The sequence below is a fragment of the Pseudomonas sp. Gutcm_11s genome (genome assembly GCF_028649395.1).
GTDB lineage: Bacteria > Pseudomonadota > Gammaproteobacteria > Pseudomonadales > Pseudomonadaceae > Aquipseudomonas.
Window position 1 is genome coordinate 245,109 of the sequence record NZ_JAQSUW010000011.1, and the last position, 21,547, is coordinate 266,655.

The 21,547-nt window shown below is 66.1% G+C and carries 19 protein-coding genes; 11 read left to right on the forward strand and 8 right to left on the reverse strand.

Annotated elements, in window-relative coordinates:
• Positions 1-35: 35 nt before the first annotated feature.
• Complete coding sequence (metG, locus tag PTT45_RS07985; protein WP_273812551.1) at positions 36-2,072, reverse strand: methionine--tRNA ligase; 2,037 nt, start codon at positions 2,070-2,072, stop codon at positions 36-38.
• Between the two features lie 133 nt (positions 2,073-2,205).
• Here metG and apbC point away from each other — a divergent pair, with 133 nt between their 5' ends.
• Positions 2,206-3,300, forward strand: a complete 1,095-nt coding sequence (gene apbC, locus PTT45_RS07990) for an iron-sulfur cluster carrier protein ApbC (protein WP_273812552.1) — start codon at positions 2,206-2,208, stop codon at positions 3,298-3,300.
• Between the two features lie 4 nt (positions 3,301-3,304).
• Here the strand turns inward: apbC and PTT45_RS07995 are convergent, their stop codons facing one another.
• A complete protein-coding gene (locus PTT45_RS07995) occupies positions 3,305-3,793 on the reverse strand; it encodes a rod shape-determining protein (protein WP_273812553.1) in 489 nt (162 codons plus the stop codon).
• 146 nt (positions 3,794-3,939) lie between these two features.
• Here PTT45_RS07995 and dcd point away from each other — a divergent pair, with 146 nt between their 5' ends.
• The gene (gene dcd, locus PTT45_RS08000) at positions 3,940-4,506 is read left to right on the forward strand and encodes a dCTP deaminase (protein WP_043310142.1); all 567 of its coding nucleotides are present in this window, start codon (positions 3,940-3,942) and stop codon (positions 4,504-4,506) included.
• Positions 4,507-4,577: 71 nt separating this feature from the next.
• Here dcd and PTT45_RS08005 read toward each other — a convergent pair whose 3' ends face one another.
• Positions 4,578-5,690, reverse strand: a complete 1,113-nt coding sequence (locus PTT45_RS08005) for an AI-2E family transporter (protein WP_273812554.1) — start codon at positions 5,688-5,690, stop codon at positions 4,578-4,580.
• Between the two features lie 191 nt (positions 5,691-5,881).
• Between PTT45_RS08005 and PTT45_RS08010 the strand changes: the two genes are divergently transcribed.
• On the forward strand, positions 5,882-6,055 hold the full coding sequence (locus PTT45_RS08010; protein ID WP_273812555.1) for a hypothetical protein: 174 nt from the start codon (positions 5,882-5,884) through the stop codon (positions 6,053-6,055).
• A gap of 6 nt (positions 6,056-6,061) precedes the next feature.
• On the opposite strand, the gene nadE is transcribed toward PTT45_RS08010, so the two are convergent.
• From nadE to PTT45_RS08025, 3 genes are read right to left on the reverse strand one after another with little or no spacing between them, the layout of a single operon-like run.
• Positions 6,062-6,889 carry an ammonia-dependent NAD(+) synthetase gene (gene nadE, locus PTT45_RS08015; RefSeq protein WP_273812557.1) on the reverse strand — a complete coding sequence of 276 codons (828 nt, stop codon included), beginning with the start codon at positions 6,887-6,889 and terminating at the stop codon, positions 6,062-6,064.
• A gap of 10 nt (positions 6,890-6,899) precedes the next feature.
• On the reverse strand, positions 6,900-8,093 hold the full coding sequence (pncB, locus tag PTT45_RS08020) for a nicotinate phosphoribosyltransferase (RefSeq protein WP_273812558.1): 1,194 nt from the start codon (positions 8,091-8,093) through the stop codon (positions 6,900-6,902).
• 1 nt (position 8,094) lies between these two features.
• A complete protein-coding gene (locus PTT45_RS08025; protein ID WP_273812559.1) occupies positions 8,095-8,730 on the reverse strand; it encodes a nicotinamidase in 636 nt (211 codons plus the stop codon).
• Between the two features lie 142 nt (positions 8,731-8,872).
• Between PTT45_RS08025 and PTT45_RS08030 the strand changes: the two genes are divergently transcribed.
• The 7 genes from PTT45_RS08030 to putP all read left to right on the forward strand — a co-directional run bounded on the left by PTT45_RS08030 (position 8,873) and on the right by putP (position 17,887).
• Complete coding sequence (locus PTT45_RS08030; protein WP_273812560.1) at positions 8,873-9,562, forward strand: NUDIX hydrolase; 690 nt, start codon at positions 8,873-8,875, stop codon at positions 9,560-9,562.
• A gap of 85 nt (positions 9,563-9,647) precedes the next feature.
• Positions 9,648-10,322 (forward strand): methylamine utilization protein, encoded by a 675-nt coding sequence (locus PTT45_RS08035; protein ID WP_273812561.1) that lies wholly within the window; start codon positions 9,648-9,650, stop codon positions 10,320-10,322.
• Positions 10,306-12,654, forward strand: a complete 2,349-nt coding sequence (locus PTT45_RS08040; protein ID WP_273812562.1) for a putative bifunctional diguanylate cyclase/phosphodiesterase — start codon at positions 10,306-10,308, stop codon at positions 12,652-12,654. Before PTT45_RS08035 ends, PTT45_RS08040 begins: the two co-directional genes overlap by 17 nt.
• Positions 12,655-12,656: 2 nt before the next feature.
• On the forward strand, positions 12,657-13,511 hold the full coding sequence (locus PTT45_RS08045; RefSeq protein ID WP_273812563.1) for a DUF3034 family protein: 855 nt from the start codon (positions 12,657-12,659) through the stop codon (positions 13,509-13,511).
• Between the two features lie 2 nt (positions 13,512-13,513).
• Complete coding sequence (locus PTT45_RS08050) at positions 13,514-13,942, forward strand: group I truncated hemoglobin (RefSeq protein WP_273812564.1); 429 nt, start codon at positions 13,514-13,516, stop codon at positions 13,940-13,942.
• A gap of 106 nt (positions 13,943-14,048) precedes the next feature.
• A complete protein-coding gene (locus tag PTT45_RS08055) occupies positions 14,049-16,010 on the forward strand; it encodes a CHASE3 domain-containing protein (protein ID WP_273812566.1) in 1,962 nt (653 codons plus the stop codon).
• Between the two features lie 383 nt (positions 16,011-16,393).
• Entirely contained in the window at positions 16,394-17,887 is a 1,494-nt protein-coding gene (gene putP / locus PTT45_RS08060) for a sodium/proline symporter PutP (RefSeq protein WP_273812567.1), read from the forward strand.
• A gap of 161 nt (positions 17,888-18,048) precedes the next feature.
• On the opposite strand, the gene PTT45_RS08065 is transcribed toward putP, so the two are convergent.
• Positions 18,049-19,851 carry a monovalent cation:proton antiporter-2 (CPA2) family protein gene (locus PTT45_RS08065; protein WP_273812568.1) on the reverse strand — a complete coding sequence of 601 codons (1,803 nt, stop codon included), beginning with the start codon at positions 19,849-19,851 and terminating at the stop codon, positions 18,049-18,051.
• Positions 19,852-19,972: 121 nt separating this feature from the next.
• Between PTT45_RS08065 and PTT45_RS08070 the strand changes: the two genes are divergently transcribed.
• The gene (locus PTT45_RS08070; protein ID WP_273812569.1) at positions 19,973-20,914 is read left to right on the forward strand and encodes a class I SAM-dependent methyltransferase; all 942 of its coding nucleotides are present in this window, start codon (positions 19,973-19,975) and stop codon (positions 20,912-20,914) included.
• A 34-nt stretch (positions 20,915-20,948) separates the two neighbouring features.
• Here the strand turns inward: PTT45_RS08070 and PTT45_RS08075 are convergent, their stop codons facing one another.
• Positions 20,949-21,485: a helix-turn-helix domain-containing protein gene (locus PTT45_RS08075; protein ID WP_273812571.1), complete on the reverse strand. Its 537-nt coding sequence runs from the start codon at positions 21,483-21,485 to the stop codon at positions 20,949-20,951.
• Positions 21,486-21,547 lie beyond the last annotated feature (62 nt).

The following is a 21,547-nucleotide window of genomic DNA, read 5'->3' on the forward strand; positions in this document are numbered from 1 at the left end:
GCGACTGGCGTGGCGGGCCTGTTACAAGGCTAGCCTTACTTGACGCGCTGGCCTGGCTTGGCGCCGCTGTCCGGGCTGAGCAGGTAGATTTCCTCGCCACCTGGGCCGGCGGCCAGAACCATGCCTTCGCTGATGCCGAACTTCATCTTGCGCGGGGCCAGGTTGGCCACGTACAGGGTCAGGCGGCCTTCCAGCTTGCTCGGGTCCGGGTAGGCGGACTTGATGCCGGAGAACACGTTGCGCTTCTCGTCGCCGATATCCAGCGACAGGCGCAGCAGCTTGTCGGCGCCCTCGACGAACTCGCACTTCTCGATCAGGGCGATGCGCAGGTCCACAGCGGCGAAGGCGTCGAAGTTGATCTCGGCAGCCAGCGGGTCCTTGGTCAGCTCGCCATTGCCGGCAGGCTTGGTGGCTTCGGCGGCGAGGTCTTCCTTGGAGGCTTCGGTCATGGCTTCGATCTTCGCGGGTTCGATACGGGTCAGCAGCGGGTTGAACGGGTTCAGCTGGTGGTCGGCCAGCGGAGTGGCCAGGTCGTCCCAGGTCAGCGGGGCGACGTTGAGGAAGGCCTCGGCGTCGGCCGCCAGCTTCGGCAGCACCGGCTTGAGCAGGATCACCAGCTGGCGGAACAGGTTGACGCCCAGGGCGCAGATGTCCTGGACCTCGGCCTGCTTGCCTTCGACCTTGTTCAGTGCCCACGGCGCCTTGTCGGCGATCCAGGCGTTGGCGCGGTCGGCCAGGGCCATGATCTCGCGCATGGCGCGGGAGAAGTCACGGGCCTCGTAGGCTTCGGCGATGCTCGGCGCGGCGGCCTGGAAGGCGGCCCACAGCTCGGGCTCGGGGTTGGCGTTGACCAGCACGCCGGCGTTGCCCTTGTGGATGAAGCCGGCGCAGCGGCTGGCAATGTTGACCACCTTGCCGACCAGGTCGGAGTTGACCTTCTGCACGAAGTCCTCGAGGTTCAGGTCGAGGTCGTCCACGCCGCGGCTGAGCTTGGAGGCGTAGTAGTAGCGCAGGTATTCCGGGTTCAGGTGGTCCAGGTAAGTGCGCGCCTTGATAAAGGTGCCGCGCGACTTGGACATCTTCTGGCCGTTGACGGTCAGGTAGCCGTGCACGTTGACGCCGGTCGGCTTGCGGTAGCCGGCGCCTTCCAGCATCGCCGGCCAGAACAGGGCGTGGAAATTGACGATGTCCTTGCCGATGAAGTGGTACAGCTCGGCGGTCGAGTCCTTGTTCCAGAAGGCGTCGAAGTCCAGCTCCGGGCGCTTGCTGCACAGGTTCTTGAAGCTGGCCATGTAGCCGATCGGCGCATCCAGCCAGACGTAGAAGTACTTGCCCGGCTCGTCGGGAATCTCGAAGCCGAAGTACGGCGCGTCGCGGGAGATGTCCCACTCCTGCAGGCCGCCATCGAGCCATTCGGCGATCTTGTTGGCCACGGCGTCCTGCAGGGTGCCGCTGCGGGTCCAGGTCTTTAGCATGGCCTCGAAGTCGGGCAGCTTGAAGAAGAAGTGTTTGGAGTCCTTGAGCACCGGCACGGCGCCAGAAATGGCCGAGCGCGGGTTCTTCAGCTCGGTCGGCTCGTAGGTGGCACCGCATTTCTCGCAGTTGTCGCCGTACTGGTCCTCGGCCGCGCATTTCGGGCAGGTGCCCTTGATGAAGCGGTCGGCGAGGAACATGCCCTTCTCGGGGTCGAAGTACTGGGTCACCGAGCGAGTGGCGATGTGGCCGTTGTCGCGCAGGGCCAGGTAGATGGCGGCGGACAGCTCGCGGTTCTCTTCCGAGTGGGTCGAGTGGTAGTTGTCGAAGTCCACGCCGAAGTCGGCGAAGTCGGCCATGTGTTCGGCGCGGACGTTGTCGATCAGCTGTTCCGGCGTGATGCCTTCCTTCTCGGCGCGCAGCATGATGGCCGAGCCGTGGGCGTCGTCGGCGCAGACGTAGATGGCCTGGTTGCCGCGCAGTTTCTGGAAGCGCACCCACATGTCGGTCTGCAGATACTCGAGCATGTGGCCGAGGTGGATCGAGCCGTTGGCGTAGGGCAGGGCGCTGGTAACGAGAATCTTGCGGGCTTCGGACATGGTGAGCAGGCCGTACAGGTGAATCGAGGGAAGTCGGCCACTATATAGGCGCGGCGGTTTTTTTTCATCCGTGCGGGGCGCGACCCTGGGGTAATATGCCCGCCTGTTTTGCTCTGCCTTTCGGAGTTGCCCCATGAGCGCCGTCACCCGCGAAGCGGTCGAAGCCCGCCTGCGTCAGTTCACCGACCCCCATCTGAACCAGGACCCGGTCAGCGCCGGCTGCCTGCGTGAAGTCGACATCCAGGGCGGCAAGGTCGCCGTGCGCCTGGAGCTGGGTTACCCCGCCGGCCTGTTCAAGAACGGCTGGGCGCAGATGCTGCAGATGGCACTGGAAGGCCTGGATGGAGTGGAGTCCGCGCAGGTAAAGGTGGATGTGGCCATCGCCGCGCACAAGGCTCAGGAGCAGGTTCCGGCACTGGCCGGGGTGAAGAACATCATCGCCGTGGCGTCCGGCAAGGGCGGCGTGGGCAAGTCCACTACCGCGGCCAACCTGGCGTTGGCGCTGGCCCGCGAGGGTGCGCGTGTCGGCATTCTCGACGCCGATATCTACGGGCCCAGCCAGGGCATCATGTTCGGCATCCCGGAGGGCACTCGTCCGCAGGTGCGTGACCAGAAGTTCTTCGTGCCGCTGCAGGCCCATGGCGTGCAGGTGATGTCCATGGCCTTCCTCACCGACGACAACACTCCAGTGGTATGGCGCGGGCCGATGGTTTCCGGCGCGCTGCTACAGCTGGTGACCCAGACCGCCTGGGATGACCTGGACTACCTGGTCGTCGACATGCCGCCGGGCACCGGTGACATCCAGCTGACACTGGCGCAGAAGGTGCCGGTGGCCGGCGCGGTGGTAGTCACCACCCCGCAGGACCTGGCCCTGCTGGATGCCAAAAAGGGCGTGGAGATGTTCCGCAAGGTCAACATCCCGGTGCTGGGCGTGGTGGAGAACATGGCCGTGCATATCTGCAGCAACTGCGGCCATGCCGAGCACCTGTTCGGCGAGGGTGGCGGCGAGAAGCTGGCGGCCCAGTACGGCGTCGACCTGCTGGCCTCGCTGCCGCTGTCCATGGCGATTCGCATGCAGGCTGATGGCGGCAAGCCGACCGTGGTGGCCGACACCGAGAGCCAGATCGCCATGATCTACCAAGAAATGGCCCGTAGCGTCGGCGCGCGCATCGCCCAGTCAGGGCTGGGTGCGCAGGCGATGCCGACCATCGAGATCAGCGACGACTGACGCCTCAGGGCGTCAGCAGCGAGCCGCCTTCACTGGGGAACTGCCGGGAACGTAGTTCCTCGGCGGTCAGCTCGCGACCGATCCAGAGATGGATCTTGTTGGCGCCCGCGCCGCGGCAAAGCTCATACAGACCACGCCGCTCCATCTGCGTCAGCCCGCCCTCCAGGTGCTCAAGAGGGTGCAGCACCACTTCCGGCTTGAGGAAGGTTTTCCCTGCAATCTGGCGTACGAGCAGCTGCAGGGTCTTCTCGGCGACGGCGAAATCGGCCAGCAGCGAACGCGGGTGGTCGAAACCGTTGAGTATCTCCACCTGTGGTTGCCCCTGCAGCTTTGCTGCAGCGTGGCCAACGGCAATGGCCTCGCGCTTGCCCTTGATGGTCTGCAGTGCCAGCACCGGTGGTTCGTCGAAGACCTTGCCGGACGGCAGGTGCAGGCCGCAGATGCGCTGCGAGCTGAGCTTGAGGTAGAGCAAGGGAATGAACTGGTCGAGCATGCAGGTATCCGTTCCTGATGGACAAAGGCGCCCAGCCTAGCGGCCGAGGGCCTTGCCGTCGACCCGTCCGGGGCCCTTTGCCGGATGCCGTGGCGCCCGGTAAGATGCGCGATCATTTTTCAGCCAACAGCTTCAGGACGCCCGCCATGAGCATCAAATCGGACAAGTGGATTCGCCGCATGGCCCAGGAACACGGGATGATCGAGCCGTTCGTCGAGCGCCAGATCCGTGGTGCCGACGACAACAAGGTGATCTCCTACGGCGTTTCCAGCTATGGCTACGACGTGCGCTGTGCCGCCGAATTCAAGGTGTTCACCAACATCCACTCGGCCGTGGTCGACCCGAAGAACTTCGACGAGAAGAGCTTCGTCGACATCAACAGCGACGTCTGCATTATCCCGCCGAACTCCTTCGCCCTGGCCCGTACCGTCGAGTACTTCCGCATTCCGCGTGACGTGCTGACCATCTGCCTGGGCAAGAGCACCTACGCGCGCTGCGGCATCATCGTCAACGTCACGCCGCTGGAGCCGGAGTGGGAAGGCCACGTGACCCTGGAGTTCTCCAACACCACCAACCTGCCGGCGAAGATCTACGCCCACGAAGGCGTGGCGCAGATGCTGTTCCTGCAGTCCGACGAGGCCTGCGAGGTGTCGTACCGGGATCGCGGTGGCAAGTACCAGGGCCAGACTGGCGTGACCCTGCCCAAGGCCTGATGCTTTGAGGGAACGAAAAGCCGGGCAATGCCCGGCTTTTTTGTATGGGTTGCTTTCTGTCAAGGCAACTACTAGGGCTGCTCGGGCTCCTCCACGGTGCCGGACTGTACCGGTACGGGTTGCTGGTCTACCCATTGCCAGAACAGCTTGTAGCCGACGGCCAGCAGCACCGGGCCGATGAACAGGCCGATGATGCCACCCACCACCATGCCGCCCAGCGCACCTATCAGCACTACTGGCATCGGCACGTCCACACCGCGGCCCAGCAGCATGGGCTTGAGCACGTTGTCTGCCATACCGGCGACGAAGGTGTAGATGGCGAAGATGATCACCGTCACGCTGGCGCCTTCGGCGAAGAACACATAGGCGATCACCGGCAGGGTGATCAGCGTGGCCGGCAACTGCATGATGCCGATGATCAGCACACCCAGGGCCAGCAGGCCCGCGCCGGGCACGCCCTTGACGATGAAGCCGGCACCGATCAGCAGCATCTGGATGAAGGCGATGCCGATCACGCCCTGGGCGACTGCGCGGGTGGTGGCGGTGCACAGGGCGGTCATGTTGCGGCCGTGGCCCTCGGCGACCACACGATTGGCAATGCGCTGGGCGCTGGCGTGGCCGGTCTGACCGTAGGCCATGATGACGCCTGCGATGATCAGCGCACCGATGAACACCAGCAGGCCGACGCCGGCACCAGCCAGCTTGCTGAGCAGACCCAGCGCCGCGCCCTTCATATGTGGGGCCGCTTGCTGCAGTGCGCTACTGAGGTCGGCGGCGGTCTGCGCCCAGAAGGCGTACAAGGGCTTGCCGATCAGTGGCCAGTCGGCAATGGCGGCGGGTGGAGCAGGGAGGTGCACGCCTTCTTCCTTGACCACCGCGATGACGCTTTGCACCGACTCCGTCAGCGAGGCGCCGAGCAGGTAGGCCGGCACCAGCAGGATGGCGATGGCGATGATTACCAGCAGCGCGGCGGCGCGGCCTTCGCCGCCACCGACGCGGGTCTTGAGCATTCCGTGCAGCGGGTAAAGGGTGACGGCGAGGATCGTCGCCCAGGCCATCAGGCTGAGGAAGGGGTGGAATATCTCGTAGCAGGCCACCACCAGGGTGGCGATGAGTCCCGCGCGGATCAGCGTATCGAGCAGGGTGCGAGGGATGCGTGGATCGATGGGCGGCAGATCGGACATGAGGGGTTCCTTTCCTGAACCAGAGGGCTGCGCGTGTCAGCCTAGTTCGCCCCGCCTGGGTTTGCCGCAACGCCTCTGCAACGCCTGTTTCGCCGAGGCTGGGGCGCCCGCTCACTGCCTCTTGCAGATCATGTGAATTCTTGCGCCGGGGCGGACTCTACCCTTCAGAGCTCGCCACGGAGGATCTCACCATGGACTCAATCATGTTTGCCGCAGGGCTGCGCTCTGTGGCGTACGGCGGCGGCATTCCCGGTCAGCCCGACCCGGATACGCCGGACCTGCCTCATGAGCCGAACCTGCCACCGCCGCCGGGCGAGCCGACCATTCCCGATCAGCCGCCGCCCGATCCCATCGCCGGGTCCTGACGCTCCTCAGGGCACCAGTGGCAGTTCGCGCTTGTGCCGGGTGTTGTCGTAGGTGCGCACGATGGTGGCGTAGGCCTCGTCGCTGACCTGCTGGCCGTGCAGGAAGGCGTCGATCTCGGCGTAGGTCACGCCGTGGGCCTCTTCGTCCGGCTTGCCCGGGCGCAGCTCTTCCAGGTCCGCGGTCGGAGTTTTCTGCACCAGGTGCAGCGGCGCACCCAGATGCTTGGCAATGGCGCGGACCTGGTTCTTCACCAGGCCGGAGAGCGGGGCCAGGTCGCAGGCGCCGTCACCGAACTTGGTGAAGAAGCCCATCACCGCCTCGGCGGCGTGGTCGGTGCCGATCACCAGGCCGTTGTTGGCGTTGGCGATGGCGAACTGGGCGACCATGCGGATGCGCGCCTTGATGTTGCCGTTGACGAAATCGCGTCGGGCATCGGGCAGCTTCTGCAGGTGAGCGACCTGCTCACCCAGGCCGCGCACGCTGCCGGCGATGTTGACCGTGTCGTTTTCGTCGGCGCTGATGAAGCGCAGCGAGTCCTGGGCATCGTGCTCGTCGTGCTGGGTGTCATGCGGCAGGCGCACGGCGATGAAGCGATAGGCGGCGTCACCGGTCTCGGCGCGCAGTTCCTCGACCGACAGCTGGGCCAGGCGCCCGGCGGTGGTGGAGTCGACGCCGCCGCTGATGCCCAGCACCAGGACTTTCAGGCCGGAGCTCTTCAGGCACTGCTTGATGAAGGCCTTGCGCTTGTCGATCTCGGCGATCAGGGAGGCCTCGTCGGCAAAGGGCGGCACCACGTCGAGGGCGGCGGCGATTTCGGCTTGGCGGTTGCTCATGGCTGGGTCCTCATACGCGGAAAACGTGTTTCAGGTAGCTGACGAAGTTCTCGTCGCGGCACTGGGTCTTGCCCGGTGTGTCGGAAATCTTGGCAACGGGCTGGCCGTTGCAGGCGGTCATCTTGATCACGATGTTCATCGGTTCGACGCCGGGGATGTCGCAGGTCAGCTTGGTGCCGACGCCGAAGCTTACGTGGATACGGCCGGAAAGTGCACGGTAGAGCTGCAGCGACTTCTCGAAGTCGAGGCCGTCGGAGAACACCAGGGTCTTGCTCATGGGGTCGATGCCGAGTTTCTCGTAGTGGGCGATGGCTTTTTCCGCCCACTGCAGCGGATCACCGGAGTCGTGGCGCAGGCCGTCGAACAGCTTGGCAAAGTACAGATCGAAGTCGCGCAGGAAGGCATCCATGGTGATGCAGTCGGTCAGGGCGATGCCGAGCAGGCCGCGGTACTCGCGCACCCAGCAATCTAGGGCGGCACTCTGGCTGTCGATCAGGCGCGGGCCGAGTTGCTGGTGTGCCATCAGCCACTCGTGGGCCATGGTGCCGAGCGGCCGCAGGTCCAGCTCACGGGCCAGGTGCACGTTGCTGGTGCCGACGAAACGGCCGGGGAAGTCGCGCTTCATGATCCGTACCATCTGCTCCTGCACGCGGTAGGAGAAGCGCCGGCGGGTGCCGAAGTCGGCGACCTGGAAGCCGTCCAGCTCATCGGCCGAAGCCTCGCGCTTGAGCCAGTCGAACTTCTCGTACAGACGCTCGCCGGCTTGCTCCAGCAGTACCTCGCGGTAGCGATAGCGGTTGCGCACCTCGCTGATGATCGCCAGCAGCGGAATCTCGTAGAGGATCACGTGCAGCCAGGGGCCACGCAGGCGGATGCACAGCTGGCCGTCTTCGATACCGGCCTGCACATGGCGCGGGTTGAAGCGGAACAGGCCGAGGAAGCGGATGAAGTCGGCCTTCATGAACGGGATGCGTTCGAGGAAGGCCAGCTGGTCAGCAGTGGCCTCCAGCTCGGCCAGGCGCTCGATCTGGTAGCGGATCTCGGCCAGGTAGGGCGTCAGGTCTTCGCTGTTGCGGCAGCGGAATTCCCACTCCACCTCGGCGTTGGGGTAGTTGTGCAGCACCGCCTGCATCATCGTCAGCTTGTAGAAGTCGGTGTCCAGCAGGTTCTGCACGATGCGTTCGGCGAATACGCTCTCGGTCATCTCAGTTGTCTCCCAGCGCTGCATCCAGTTCGTCGAGGCTGGTGTGCAGGGCAATGCCGGCGGCGCGCATCTCGGCGCAGGCGGCGTTGGCGGTGTCTTCGGCAATGGCCCGGCAGGCTGGCAGCAGCACATCGACGGCGAAGCCGGCGCGGCGCAGTTGCAGGGCGGTGGTTTTCACGCAGTAGTCCAGGGCCAGGCCGCCGACCAGTACGCGACTCACACCATTGTGCCGGAGAAACTCGATGGCGCCCGTGCTGCGCCTCTCGGCCAGGTCGTGGTAGCAGGCGCCGTAGGGGTGCAGGTCCGGCTCCACGCCTTTCCACACGAAGTAGTCGTAGTCCAGCGGGGCGGGCAGCTCGTCGAGCAGCTCGAAGCCCGGCGTGCCAGGCACGCAGTGGCTGACCCAGGACAGGTCGGCATTGGCCAGCGGCAGCGGCTTGAGCATCTCCGCGTGGCTCGGCGCCACCCAGGCGGCCTGCGGGCTGTGCGCGTCCTTGCTGCCCAGGCGCAGGCTGGCGCGCTCGGCCAGCTGGTTGAGGGCAGGGCCTATGGCATCGCCACCGGGAACCGGCAGCTCGTTCGGGCACAGGGGGGTGAAGCCCTTTTGCGCGTCGACGTCGAAGCTGGCGATTTTCATCTTGGCATTCCTCGTGCCGTGGAGATGGCTACATATTCCATCTGATGAAATAAGTTGGCAAGTGATTTTTCTCTCTTCGGGGTGAAACTCCGGGATTTATTCGTCAAGATGAAATAAGTCTGAAGATTGCGAAGGAGAGGGCATGGCTTCCGCCGAAGTGCTGGCCGGGGTGGATATCGTGGCGCTGCGCCTGGGCGAGGCGGGGCTGGAGCTGTTGTTGATCCGCCGTGACAAGGCGCCATGCGCCGGCGAATGGGCGCTGCCCGGCGTGCTGGTCAACGGCCGCTGCGCCGATGCCAGCCTGGACGCCGCCGCCGAGCGTGCGTTGCAGGACAAAGCACGGATTGCCCCGGTCCACCTGGAGCAGGTGGCCACGGTTGGCAACGCGTTGCGTGATCCGCGCGGCTGGTCGCTGTCGACCTTCTATCTCGCGCTGCTGGCGCCGGACACCGAGCTGCAAGGCGATGATCTGCGCTTCATTGCCCTGGCCGAGGTGCTGGCGGGGCACCAGTCCTTGGCCTTCGACCACGCGCAACTGGTGGCTCAGGCCACCGAGCGCCTGGCCGGCAAGGCGGTGTATACCTCGCTGCCGCTGTACCTGCTGGCGCCGCGCTTCACCGTCACCGAGGCGCTGGTCGCGTTCCAGGCCAGCCTTGGCCAGTCGGTGCAGCACACCACCCTGCGCGGGCGGCTGGAGAAGATGAAGCAGCACGGCTGGATCCTGGACACCGGCGAGAAGAACCAGCCGCGCATGGGCCGCCCGCAGAACCTGCTGGAGCATCGGCCGCAGGCTGCCGGAGGGTTTATTTTCGATCGCAGCGTATTGTCCTGAGGTGAACTTGGCCGGGCTGTCGGCTACGCTGCGAGAACTCCCGAAGCACAGTCGCCCGCGCCGGCGGGCTGTGGAAGTCATCGCCATGAAGCGCCACTTTTCCGCCCTGGCTCTGCTCCTGAGCTGCATCGCTTTGCCGGTCGGCGCCTCCGGGCTTGCCGCCGAACTGGTGGACGGCCAGGGACAGCCGTTGGCCAACGCCGTGCTCAGCCTCAAGGGCGTGGGCGCCTCGGCGCACAACGAGCCGGCGATAATGGACCAGCGCGACAAGCAGTTCATGCCCACCGTGCTCGCCGTGCGCAGCGGCACCGCAGTGAAGTTTCCCAACAGCGACAACATCCGCCACCACGTCTATTCCTTCTCGCCGGCCAAGCGCTTCGAGCTGCGCCTGTACAAGGGCACGCCCAGCGAGCCGGTGCTGTTCGACAAGCCGGGGGTGGTGGTGCTCGGCTGCAATATCCACGACTGGATGGTGGGCTACATCTATGTCACCGATGATCCCTGGTTCGCTGTCAGCGATGCCCAGGGGCGGCTGGTGATCGACAACCTGCCGGCGGGGGACTACCAGGTTTCGCTCTGGCATCCGCAGCTGGCCGAGATGCTGCCGCAGGCCGCAGGCAGCCTGCAGGTACCGGAGAAGGGGCTGAGCCAGCGCTTCCCCCTGGCCGTGGCAGGCGCCGCTCCGACGGAGCCGACGTCACCTAAGCCGGATGCCTTCGGTGAAGCCTTCAGGAAGGCCACGCGTGAAGTTCAGCCATAGCTTCCAGTCGCGCATCGCCGGGGTCTTGATCCTGCTCTTGCTGGTGGTGGTCGGTGCCCTCTACTTCTCGGTCAAGGCGGCTACCGGCGCCGCCGTGCAGAGCCAGTTGCGCGAAGAACTGGGGGTCGGTGGCCGGGTGCTGGAGCAGCTCATCGAACTGCGTGGACGGCAGTTGCGCGACGCTGTGCAGGTGCTGGCGGCGGATTTCGGCTTCAAGGACGCCGTGGCCAGCGGCGACCGCGAGACCATCGGCTCGGCCCTGAGCAACCACGGCGCGCGGATCAATGCCGACGCCGTACTGCTATTCGGCCTGGATGGCAGCCTGCAGGGCAGCAGCGACGATCGCATCGGCGCTGCTGCCGCCGGGCGCCTGGCTGGCCGCCTGCAAGGTCCGGCCGGGCAGGGCGCGCGGGTACTGCTGCTGCCGCTGGATGGCGAGCTGTACCTGCTGGTGGATTCCGTCGTCAGTGCGCCGCTGCCGATCGCCCGGGTGGTGATGGGTTTCCATATCGACGAGGCCTTCGCCCAGGAGCTGCGCGAACTGACGCACCTGGAGCTGACCCTGGTGTCCATCGAGCGCGGCACCACCAGCGGCTGGATCAGCACCCTGCCGGCGAGCCTGCACGAGCGGGTGCGCGAGGAAATACTGCGACTGAGTCCGGAGGGCAGTGGTCGCCTGCTGGAGGCCGATGGCCTGCGCTACCTGGGCGAGTGGCACACCCTGGCCGATACCGGCGACTACCAGGTGCTGGCGCTGCTGCACAAGTCACTGGATCAGGCGGAAAAGGCTTTCGCACCGCTGGATCACGACATCCTGCTGATCGCCCTGGCCGCCTTCTTCGGCTCGCTGCTCGGCGCCCTGTTGCTGGCGCGCAGCCTGGCCCAGCCGGTCCAGGTGCTCGCCCGTGCGGCGCGGCGCATCGGCCAGGGCGACTACCGCACGCCGGTGATCCTGCAGCGTCGTGACGAGCTGGGCAGCCTGGCCCAGGCCTTCACCAGCATGCAGGAGGACATTGCCGAGCGCGAACGCCAGCTGGCCCACAACGCCCTGCACGACGCATTGACCGGGCTGCCCAACCGCACCCTGGCCCTGGAGCGCCTGGGCAGTGCGATCAGCGCGGAACGACCGGTCGCCCTGCTGCACCTGGGCGTGGTCAACTACCGCACCATTCTCACCAATTGCGGCATCGACGGCGCCGACCTGGCTCTGCAGCAGCTCAGCCGGCGCCTGCAGGCCATCCTGCGCCCCGGCGACAGCCTGGCGCGGGTGGTGACGGACGAGTTGCTGCTGATGCTGGAGAACAGCGACAGCGACAGCGCCGTCGCCGCCGCGGACCGCCTGCAGCAGTTGCTGCTCAAGCCGATGCGCGTCGGCAACCTGGACATCGCCCTCGACTGCAGCATCGGCATCGCCAGCTATCCAGCTCATGGCGACAATCCCGACGACCTGCTGCGCCGCGCGGCCATCGCCATGCAGGACGCCGCCCAGCAGTCCGGGCGCCTGGAGGTCTACCAGCAGGGTCGTGACGACGCGCACCAGCGGCAGATCAGCCTGGTGCGCGATCTGCGCCACGCCGCCGAACAGGGCGAGCTGCTGCTCTACTACCAACCCAAGCTGGACATCGCCAGCCGCCGAGTACAGGAGGCCGAAGCCCTGCTGCGCTGGAGCCACCCGCAGTACGGCATGGTCTCGCCCGGCGAATTCATCCCCCTGGCCGAGCGCACCGGCAGCATCCAGCTCCTCACCAGCTGGGTGATCGGCGAGGCGGTGCGCCAGCTACATGAATGGAACGAGCAGGGCCTGCGCATGCACATCTCGCTGAATATCTCGGCCGAGGACCTGGTCGATCTGCAGCTGGCCGAGCGGGTCGGGCAGCAGCTGGGGGAACGGCATGTGGCGGCCGAACAGCTGGTGTTCGAGATCACCGAGAGCGCCATGATGCAGGACCCGCAGCGTGCCCTGGAGGTACTGCAGCGCCTGCGTCAGCAGGGTATCCAGCTGTCGGTGGACGACTTCGGCACCGGCTACTCTTCCCTGGCCCAACTCAAGCGCATGCCGGTGCAGGAATTGAAGATCGACCAGTCGTTCATTCGCGAGCTGGACGAGCACAGCGAGGACGCGGTGATCGTCCGCTCCACCATCGAGATGAGCCACAGCCTGGGCCTGCGGGTGGTGGCCGAGGGCATCGAGCATGCGCCGATGCTCGAGTTGCTGGCGCGCTGGGGCTGCGACACTGCCCAGGGCTACCTGATTGGCAAACCGATGGCCGCCGCCGCTTTCGAGCAGTGGCTGCGGCAGTGGCAGGGTTCTCCTCTGGCAAAGGTATTCTGAGCATGCTCAAGCGCCTGACCATTCTTCTCTGCGGCCTGTTGCCCGCTCTCGCCTGTGCCGAGCAGGGCCGCCTGCTGGCTACCGGTGGCGCCACCAGTATCGACGGCGCGGCCGGCGGCGGCATCGTGCCCTGGGCGGTGATTGCCGGCTACGGCGAGGAGGGCGAGTGGGGCGGCAGTAGCTTCCTGACGCGGGTGGAGACCGGCGACTACCGCCTGGATGTCGGCGGCCTGGCCCTGTCCTACGGTAATCGTGTGGAGCTGAGCTACGCCCGCCAGCGCTTCGACCTGGGCACCCTGGCCCGCGACCTGAGCCTGCCGGACAAAAGCCTCAGCCAGGACATAGTCGGGCTCAAGGTGCGCCTGTTCGGCGACCTGATCTACGACCGCCTGCCGCAGGTCTCCCTGGGCCTCGAATACAAGCGGCAGAAAGACTTCCTGGTGCCGAGCCTGATCGGCGCGCAGCGTGACGAGGACACCGAAGCCTACCTTGCGGCCAGTCGCCTGTTCCTCGGCGGCGCCTTCGGCTACAACCTGCTGCTCAACGGCAACCTGCGCTACAGCCGGGCCAACGAGCAGGGCTTGCTGGGCTTTGGCGGCGACCGCCGCGACAGGCACTCGGTGCTCAAGGAGGGCTCCGTCGCCGTGCTGCTCAACCCCCGCTGGGCGGTGGGCGTGGAATACCGCGAGAAACCGGACAATCTCAGCTTCGCCGGCGAGAACGACTGGTCCGACCTGTTCATCGGCTACTTTCCCAACAAGCACCTGTCCGTGGTGCTGGCCTATGCCCGCCTCGGCGAGATCGCCGGCCTCGACAACCAGGACGGCGTCTACCTGTCCCTGCAAGGGAGTTTCTGACCATGCGCCTGCTGCCGTTGCTGCTGGCCCTGTTGCTCACCGCCTGCGCCAGCGCTCCGCTGCCACCGCCCAAAGATGACAGCCTGTACCGTGGTCTCGGTGAGCTACCCGGCATCACCCGCATCGTCGAGGGCATGCTGCTCAACGCCGCGCGCAATCCGCGCATCACCCATCACTTCGACGACATCGACATCGAGCGCCTGCGCGACAAGCTGGTGGAGCAGATCTGCGTCGAGGCGGGCGGGCCTTGCGTGTACACCGGCGACAGCATGGAGGAGAGCCACAAGGGGCTGAACATCGACCGTGGCGACTTCAATGCGCTGGTCGAGGACCTGATCGATGCGATGGACGCGGAGGGCGTCGCCGTACCGGTGCAGAACCGCCTGCTGGCCCGGCTGGCGCCGATGCGCGGGCAGATCATCGAGCGCTAGCGCACCTGCGTTTGCGGCGGTGCCATCAGGTTCGGCCTGGGCCAAATCGGCGAATCTGAGCTATCACTGATGGCGGGGAGTCATAACGAGCCTGGGAGGCAGGGACATGAGGTTATCGATCGGCGCGAAGCTGTGGGGCAGCTTCAGCGCGATTCTGCTGGTCTTGGTTGTCATCGGCGGCATTTCCTACCGCAACACCCTGCACATGCAGGAGACCGCCCGTTGGGTAGCGCACACCCACGAGGTGGTCGCCCAGCTGAATACCCTGCTGTCGCTGGTGAAGGATGCCGAAACGGGCCAGCGCGGCTACCTGATCACCGGTAGCGATCAGTATCTGGAGCCCTATGCCGCGGCCCTGCCGCGCGTCGAGGGCGAGCTGGGCAGCCTGCGCCAGCTGACCATCGACAATCCCGAACAACAAAGGCGCCTGGCGCAGCTGCGGCCGCTGATCGAGCGGCGCCTGCAGTCGCTGGCCGGCACCATCGACCTGCGCCGCCAGCAGGGCCTGGAAGTAGCCCGCCAGCAGGTGCTGACCGACCAGGGCAAGCAGCTGATGGACCAGATTCGTAGCCTGGTGGGCGAGATGGTCGCCGACGAGCAAAGCCTGCAGGCAGCGCGCGACCAGGCCGCGACCGAGAGCGCGGCGGAGACGCAACGGGCGATCCTGATCGGCCTGGCCCTGTCGGCCCTGATCGTGGTGGCCGCGGCGCTGTTCCTCACCCAGCACATCGCGCGGCCGCTGCGCGCCGTCAGCGAGGTGGCCGACAAGGTCAGCGCCGGCAACCTGGCCGTCGACCTGAACTTGCCCGCGCGCTCCGACGAGGTCGGCGCCCTGCAGGCGGCCATCGTGCGCATGCTGCAGTCGCTGCGCCAGACCGCCGAGTCGGCGCGACAGATCGCCGCCGGCAACCTGGGCGTGGAGGTGCAGCCGCAGTCGCAGGATGACCAGTTCGGCCAGGCCTTCGCGTCGATGATCCAGGCGCTGCGCCATGTCGCCGAGTCCGCGCGGCAGATCGCTGCCGGCAACCTGGCCGTCGAGGTGCAGCCGCAGTCGCCTGACGATCAGTTCGGCCAGGCCTTCTCGCGCATGCTCTACGCTCTGCGGCAGATGGCCGAGTCGGCGCGACAGATCGCGGCCGGCAACCTGAGCATCGAGGTCAGGCCGCAGTCGCATAACGACCTGCTCGGAAACGCCTTCGCCCAGATGCTGGTCGACCTGCGCCAGATCAACGGTGACATTCGTGGCGGCATCGGCGTGCTCAGCGATTCGGCCAGCGAGATTGCCGCCGGCGCCTACCAGATCGCCGCCGGCACGGCCGAAACCGCCACCGCCATCAGCGAGACCAGCACCACGGTGGAGGAGATCAAGCAGACCGCGATGCTCTCCAGTCAGCGCGCTCTATCGGTATCGCAGACCGCGCAGCGTTCGATTCAGGTATCCCAGGACGGGCGTCGCGCGGTGGACGAGGTGGTCGAAGGCATGCGCCGCATCCACCAGCAAATGGACCAGGTCGGCGAGAACATCACCCACCTGGCCGAGCAGGTGCAGACCATCGGCGAGATCATCGCCACGGTCAACGATCTGGCCGAGCAGTCCAACCTGCTCGCGGTCAATGCTTCCATCGAGGCGGCCAAGGCCGGCGAACAGGGCAAGGGCTTCTCGGTGGTGGCGCAGGAGGTGAAGAGCCTGGCCGAGCAGTCCAAGCAGGCCACCGTGCAGGTGCGCGGCATCCTCGGCGAGATCCAGCGCGCCACCAGCAGTACCGTGCTGGCGGCGGAGCAGGGCAGCCGGGCGGTCAGTGAGGGGGTCAAGCAGTCCGGGCTGGCCGGCGAGGCCATCCGTCTGTTGTCGCTGAACATCGACGAGGGTGCCCAGGCGGTGGCCGAGATCGCCGTTTCCGCCCAGCAGCAACTGGCCGGCATGGATCAACTGGTGCAGGCCATGGAGAGCATTCGCGAGGCGAGTGCACAGAACATGTCCAGCTCCAAGCAGGCCGAGTCGGCAGCCCAGGGGCTGCACCAGTTGGGGCAGACGATGAAGGACATGCTGACCCGCTTCCAGCTCTGAGTTTTCTGTCGTGCTCCGGAGTTTTTCGCAAAAACTCCGGAGTTTTTTGCAAGAACCCGTCATGCCCCTGTCACTAGAGTCCTGCATCCCGTTCTGGCGACCGCCTGCGCGTTGCGCTTGTTTCGCCGGAACGATGGACTAAACCGAAGGTATGGGCACGTCCCTTGTCGGAGGTCGTCATCCTGACAGGGTGCGCATTGCGTGCCCTGTTGGCGTTTCCGGGAGGGAAACGGTGATGTGGCGCCGGCAGCGGGCGTCCACTTTATGGTGCCCTGGTCAAACCACCAGGGCGCCCGGATGTCCGCCACGAGCGGACGCGTTTGCCAACCCTGCCGCGAACGACCCGTCGCGGCGCATAAAAACAAGCGAGAGGGTATCCCCCCATGACAGCTAGCACCCCCATGCTGATCACCTTCGTGGTGTACATCGCCGCGATGGTCGCCATCGGCTTTGCTGCCTACCTGGCTACTAAGAATTTCTCCGACTACATCCTCGGCGGCCGCAGCCTCGGTAGTTTCGTGACCGCCCTGTCCGCCGGTGCCTCCGACATGAGCGGCTGGCTGCTGATGGGTCTGCCGGGCGCCATCTTCATCGCCGGCATTTCCGAAAGCTGGATCGCCATCGGCCTGATCATCGGCGCCTGGCTCAACTGGCTGCTGGTTGCTGGCCGTCTGCGCGTACAGACCGAGCACAACGGCAACGCTCTGACCCTGCCAGACTTCTTCACCAACCGCTTCGAAGACAACAGCAAGGTCCTGCGTGTCTTCTCGGCGCTGGTGATCCTGGTGTTCTTCACCATCTACTGCGCCTCGGGCGTGGTGGCCGGTGCCCGCCTGTTCGAGAGCACCTTCGGTCTGTCCTATGACACCGCCCTGTGGGTCGGCGCCGCGGCGACCATCGCCTACGTGTTCGTCGGTGGCTTCCTGGCCGTGAGCTGGACTGACACCGTGCAGGCCACCATGATGATCTTCGCCCTGCTGATCACCCCGGTGTTCGTGGTTCTCGCCCTGGGCGACTTCGATGCGGCCATGGCCACCATCGAGCAAGCCAACCCGGCGAACTTCGACATGTTCCGCAACCTGTCCTTCATCGCGATCATCTCGCTGCTGGGCTGGGGCCTGGGCTACTTCGGCCAGCCGCACATCCTGGTGCGCTTCATGGCTGCCGACTCGGTCAAGTCGATCCCGGCTGCCCGTCGCATCGGCATGGCCTGGATGATCCTCTGCCTCGGCGGCGCCGTGGCCGTGGGCTTCTTCGGTATCGCCTACTTCAACAACAACCCGGACCTGGCTGGCCCTGTTCATGAGAACGGCGAGCGCGTGTTCATCGAACTGACCAAGATCCTGTTCAACCCGTGGGTTGCCGGTGTGGTTCTGTCCGCCATCCTGGCGGCGGTGATGAGTACCCTGAGCTGCCAGCTGCTGGTCTGCTCCAGTGCCCTGACCGAAGACTTCTACAAGGCCTTCCTGCGTAAGAGCGCTTCGCAGAAGGAGCTGGTATGGGTCGGTCGCTTCATGGTGCTGCTGATCTCGGTGATCGCCATCCTCATCGCGCAGAACCCGGAGAGCAAGGTTCTGGGCCTGGTGTCCTACGCCTGGGCTGGCTTCGGCGCTGCCTTCGGTCCGGTAGTGATCCTGTCCCTGATGTGGAAAGGCATGACCCGTAACGGCGCCCTGGCCGGCATGGTGGTCGGTGCAGCTACCGTGATCATCTGGAAGAACTGGATCGGCATGGGTCTGTACGAAATCATCCCGGGCTTCATCCTGGGCACCATCGCCATCCTGGTCTTCAGCCGCATCGGCAACGCTCCGTCCGCCAGCATGCTGCAGCGCTTCGACGAAGCCGAGAAGGAATACCAGGACGCTCACGTCCGCTAAGCAGTACCCACCCGCGGTCGGCTGGTCGTCCGGCCGCGTGTTTCCCCCCGGTAGCCACCTCATCGGTTGCCTGCGGGGTTCACCTACGACCCGATAGTGCTTTTTGGCCCACGTCTGCGGACAGTGGGCCTTTTTTATGCCTGCGGAAAAGGTCGCGCGCCTCAGTTGGCGCGCTGGTCGTCGTCGCTGTTGAACAGGGTCTCCAGCTCCAGGCGCGCCTGGCGAGCGGTTTGCTGCACGGCGGCCTGGTTGTCGTAGACCTTGTGCTGCGCCTCCAGCACCTCTTCGTCGTGGCGCTGGAAGCGGCGCAGGCGCGCGGCGGCCTGTTCCTCGCTCAGGCCCAGGCCGCGCAGTACCTGGCGGCTCATCTCCAGGCTGGAGTGGAAGGTCTCGCGCACGGCCATGGCGTTGAGGTCCCACAGCTTGTGTACGTGCTGGCGGTTGCGCGCACGGGCGATGACCTTCACGTGGGGGTAGAGCTTGCGCACCAGTTCGGCGGTCTTGATGTTGGTCTCCGGGTCGTCGGTGGCGACGATGAACCACTCGGCCTTGTCTACCTGGGCGGCGCGCAGGATCTCCGGGCGCAGCGGGTTGCCGTAGAAGATCGGCATCTGCCCCAGGCTGCGGGACATCTCCACCGCGTCCACCGAGTTGTCGAGGGCGACGAAGGGCACGTGCTGGGCGCGCAGTACCCGGGCCACCACCTGGCCCATGCGGCCCATGCCGGCCAGCACTACGCGCGGGGTATCGCTGTCCACCGTCTCCAACTCCGGCGGCACCTCGCGCGGTGCACTCGGCGCACTCTTGAACCAGTGGGCGGCGAGCATCACCAGCAGCGGGGTGAGGGCCATCGACAGGGTGATGGAGATCACCAGCAGGTCATGGACATGCGCGTCGAGCAGCTGCTCGTTGCGCGCCATGCGGAACACCACGAAGGCGAACTCGCCGCCGGCCGCCAGCAACACCGCCAGGCGCACCGCACTGCTGCGCGACAGGCCGCCGGCGAGGCGCCCGACCGCCAGCAGCACCGGTAGTTTGAGGCCGATCAGCAGCAGGGTCAGGCCCAGCACCAGCAAGGGTTCCTGCCACAGCAGCTGGAGGTTGGCGGCCATGCCGACGCTGATGAAGAACAGCCCGAGCAGCAGGCCCTTGAACGGCTCGATCTGCGACTCCAGCTCGTGGCGGTATTCCGAGTCGGCCAGCAGCATGCCGGCGAGGAAGGCGCCCAGGGCCATGGAGATGCCGGCCAGTTCCATCAGCCAGGCGGTGCCGATCACCACCAGCAGGGCAGTGGCGGTGGAGACCTCGTGGCTGCCACTCCTGGACACGATGCGGAATACCGGACGCAGCAGATAGCGTCCGCCGAGCACCACCAGGGCGATGCTGCCGAATACCTCCAGCAGGCTCTGCAGCTCGTTGCCCGGCAGTGGATGCGGGCTGGCGTCGCCGAGCATCGGCACCAGGGCGATCAGCGGGATGGCGGCGATGTCCTGGAACAGCAGGATGGCGAAGGCCATGCGCCCGTGCGGGCTGGTCAGTTCCTTGCGTTCGGCCAGCAGCTGCAGGCCGAAGGCGGTGGAGGAGAGCGCCAGGCCCAGGCCCAGCACCATGGCCACCGGCAGCGGCTGGTGGAAGCCGAACAGCGCCACCGTACCGATCACCAAGGCGGTCAGCAGCACCTGGGCCAGGCCCACGCCGAACACCGCCTGGCGCATCACCCACAGGCGCTTGGGCGACAGCTCCAGGCCGATGATGAACAGCAGCAGGACCACGCCCAGTTCGGAGAAGTGGCTGACGCTCTCGGGGTTGCCGATCAGGCCGAGCACCGACGGGCCGATCAGCACGCCCGCCAGCAGGTAGCCGAGCACGGCGCCCAGCTGCAGGCGCTTGGCCAGGGGTACTGCCAGTACGGCGGCGCAGAGGAATACGACTGCGCCCTGCAGCAGGCTGCCGTCATTAGGCATGGAAATCTCCCTTCAAATCATCTGAGATTATCAGCTAGCCGCTGGGCTCGCGTCGGGCGTGGCGTCGCAGCCATGGTGTTATGGCCTAGAATGCCGTCCCTTTCTTTTATCTCTGCCCGCCATGAATAGCGCCGCCATCGCCACCCTGCAGCAGCAACTGCTCGCCGCCTTCGCCGATCTACCGCCTGAGGCGCGCCGCCTGTTCCATGGGCGCGGCCGGCAGTGGCCGGGTCTGGAGCACGTTACCGCTGACTGGTTACAGGGCGTGCTGCTGGTCTCGCTGTTCCGCGAGCCTGGGGCGAGCGAGCTGGCCGAGCTCAGACAGATGCTGCTGGCCCTGGCCGAGTCACCCGTCTGGGCGAGCAGTGGCGCCGGCCACCTGTTGCTGCAACATCGCTACCTGCCGGACAGCTCCACCGAGTATCTGCTGGGCGAGCCCATCGACGGCGGCGACATCGTGGAGGATGGCCTGCGCTACCGGCTCGATTTCGGCCGCAAGCAGAACAACGGCCTGTTCCTCGACATGCGCCTGGGCCGCCAGTGGGTGCGCGGGCAGGCGGCAGGGCAGCGGGTGCTCAACCTGTTCGCCTACACCTGCGGTTTCTCCGTCGCGGCCATCGCCGGCGGCGCCGAGCGGGTGGTCAACCTGGACATGTCGCGCCCGGCCCTGAGCCGTGGCCGCGACAATCACCGGCTGAACGACCATGACCTGGCGCGGGTGAGCTTTCTCGGCCACGACCTGTTCAATTCCTGGGGCAAGCTGCGCCGCGAGGGGCCGTACGATCTGATCATCGTCGACCCGCCGAGCTTCCAGAAGGGCAGCTTCGTGCTGACGCGCGACTACGCCAAGATCCTCCGCCGCCTGCCCGAGTTGCTGGTGCCGGGTGGCAAGGTGCTGGCCTGTTGTAATGATCCATCCATCGCCCCGACGTTCCTGCTCGATGAGATGGCCCGCGAGGCGCCGAGCCTGCGTTTCGTCGAGCGCCTGGCCAATCCGCCGGAGTTTGACGATATCGATGCGGATGCCGGGCTCAAGACCCTGCTGTTCATCGCACCGCTCTAGGTCGTTACCCCTGGGGACATATCCCTAGGGATAATCAGGCCGACTCGGCCAGCCGGGTATTGAGCTGGCGCCAGCGCTTGGGCGTGGTGCCGACCAGCTTGCCGAACATGCGGCTGAAGTGTGACTGGTCGGCGAAGCCGCACTCCAGGCTGATCACCGAGATGGGCATGGCCAGGTCACGCAGCAGTTCCTTGGCCCGACGCACGCGCAGGTCCAGCGACCATTCCTGCGGCGACATGCCGGTGGTCTTCTTGAAGGCGCGGGAGAAGTGGCTGCGCGACATGGCGCACTGCTCGGCGACGTCGGCGATGAACAGGCGTGCCGTGAGGCTGCGGGCGAGCATCTCCTTGGCCTTGCGCTCCTGCCAGGGCGCCAGCGACAGGCGCTCGGGGCTGGTCTCCTGCGGTTGCTGGTAGCGTTCCAGCAGATGCCTGCAGAGTTGCCGGCCGACCTCGGAGACGGTGTCGCGCTCGCGTGGTTCGCTGCCTTCCAGCGCGGCCTGCAGGCTGACGATCAGGTTGTAGGTCTGAGTGTCCAGGGTGGCCGCAGCCGGAATGGCTAGAGCGTGCATGGCGTTCCTCCTTCTCCAGTGGCGAAGAGAGTGCGCCGCTGGCCGCCTGCGAGTCCTTTGCC

Coding starts and splice junctions, on each gene's coding strand:
- metG (WP_273812551.1), bottom strand. CDS start 2,072: ATGTCCGAAGCCCGCAAGATTCTCGTTACCAGCGCCCTGCCCTACGCC.
- apbC (WP_273812552.1), top strand. CDS start 2,206: ATGAGCGCCGTCACCCGCGAAGCGGTCGAAGCCCGCCTGCGTCAGTTC.
- PTT45_RS07995 (WP_273812553.1), bottom strand. CDS start 3,793: ATGCTCGACCAGTTCATTCCCTTGCTCTACCTCAAGCTCAGCTCGCAG.
- dcd (WP_043310142.1), top strand. CDS start 3,940: ATGAGCATCAAATCGGACAAGTGGATTCGCCGCATGGCCCAGGAACAC.
- PTT45_RS08005 (WP_273812554.1), bottom strand. CDS start 5,690: ATGTCCGATCTGCCGCCCATCGATCCACGCATCCCTCGCACCCTGCTC.
- PTT45_RS08010 (WP_273812555.1), top strand. CDS start 5,882: ATGGACTCAATCATGTTTGCCGCAGGGCTGCGCTCTGTGGCGTACGGC.
- nadE (WP_273812557.1), bottom strand. CDS start 6,889: ATGAGCAACCGCCAAGCCGAAATCGCCGCCGCCCTCGACGTGGTGCCG.
- pncB (WP_273812558.1), bottom strand. CDS start 8,093: ATGACCGAGAGCGTATTCGCCGAACGCATCGTGCAGAACCTGCTGGAC.
- PTT45_RS08025 (WP_273812559.1), bottom strand. CDS start 8,730: ATGAAAATCGCCAGCTTCGACGTCGACGCGCAAAAGGGCTTCACCCCC.
- PTT45_RS08030 (WP_273812560.1), top strand. CDS start 8,873: ATGGCTTCCGCCGAAGTGCTGGCCGGGGTGGATATCGTGGCGCTGCGC.
- PTT45_RS08035 (WP_273812561.1), top strand. CDS start 9,648: ATGAAGCGCCACTTTTCCGCCCTGGCTCTGCTCCTGAGCTGCATCGCT.
- PTT45_RS08045 (WP_273812563.1), top strand. CDS start 12,657: ATGCTCAAGCGCCTGACCATTCTTCTCTGCGGCCTGTTGCCCGCTCTC.
- PTT45_RS08050 (WP_273812564.1), top strand. CDS start 13,514: ATGCGCCTGCTGCCGTTGCTGCTGGCCCTGTTGCTCACCGCCTGCGCC.
- PTT45_RS08055 (WP_273812566.1), top strand. CDS start 14,049: ATGAGGTTATCGATCGGCGCGAAGCTGTGGGGCAGCTTCAGCGCGATT.
- putP (WP_273812567.1), top strand. CDS start 16,394: ATGACAGCTAGCACCCCCATGCTGATCACCTTCGTGGTGTACATCGCC.
- PTT45_RS08065 (WP_273812568.1), bottom strand. CDS start 19,851: ATGCCTAATGACGGCAGCCTGCTGCAGGGCGCAGTCGTATTCCTCTGC.
- PTT45_RS08070 (WP_273812569.1), top strand. CDS start 19,973: ATGAATAGCGCCGCCATCGCCACCCTGCAGCAGCAACTGCTCGCCGCC.
- PTT45_RS08075 (WP_273812571.1), bottom strand. CDS start 21,485: ATGCACGCTCTAGCCATTCCGGCTGCGGCCACCCTGGACACTCAGACC.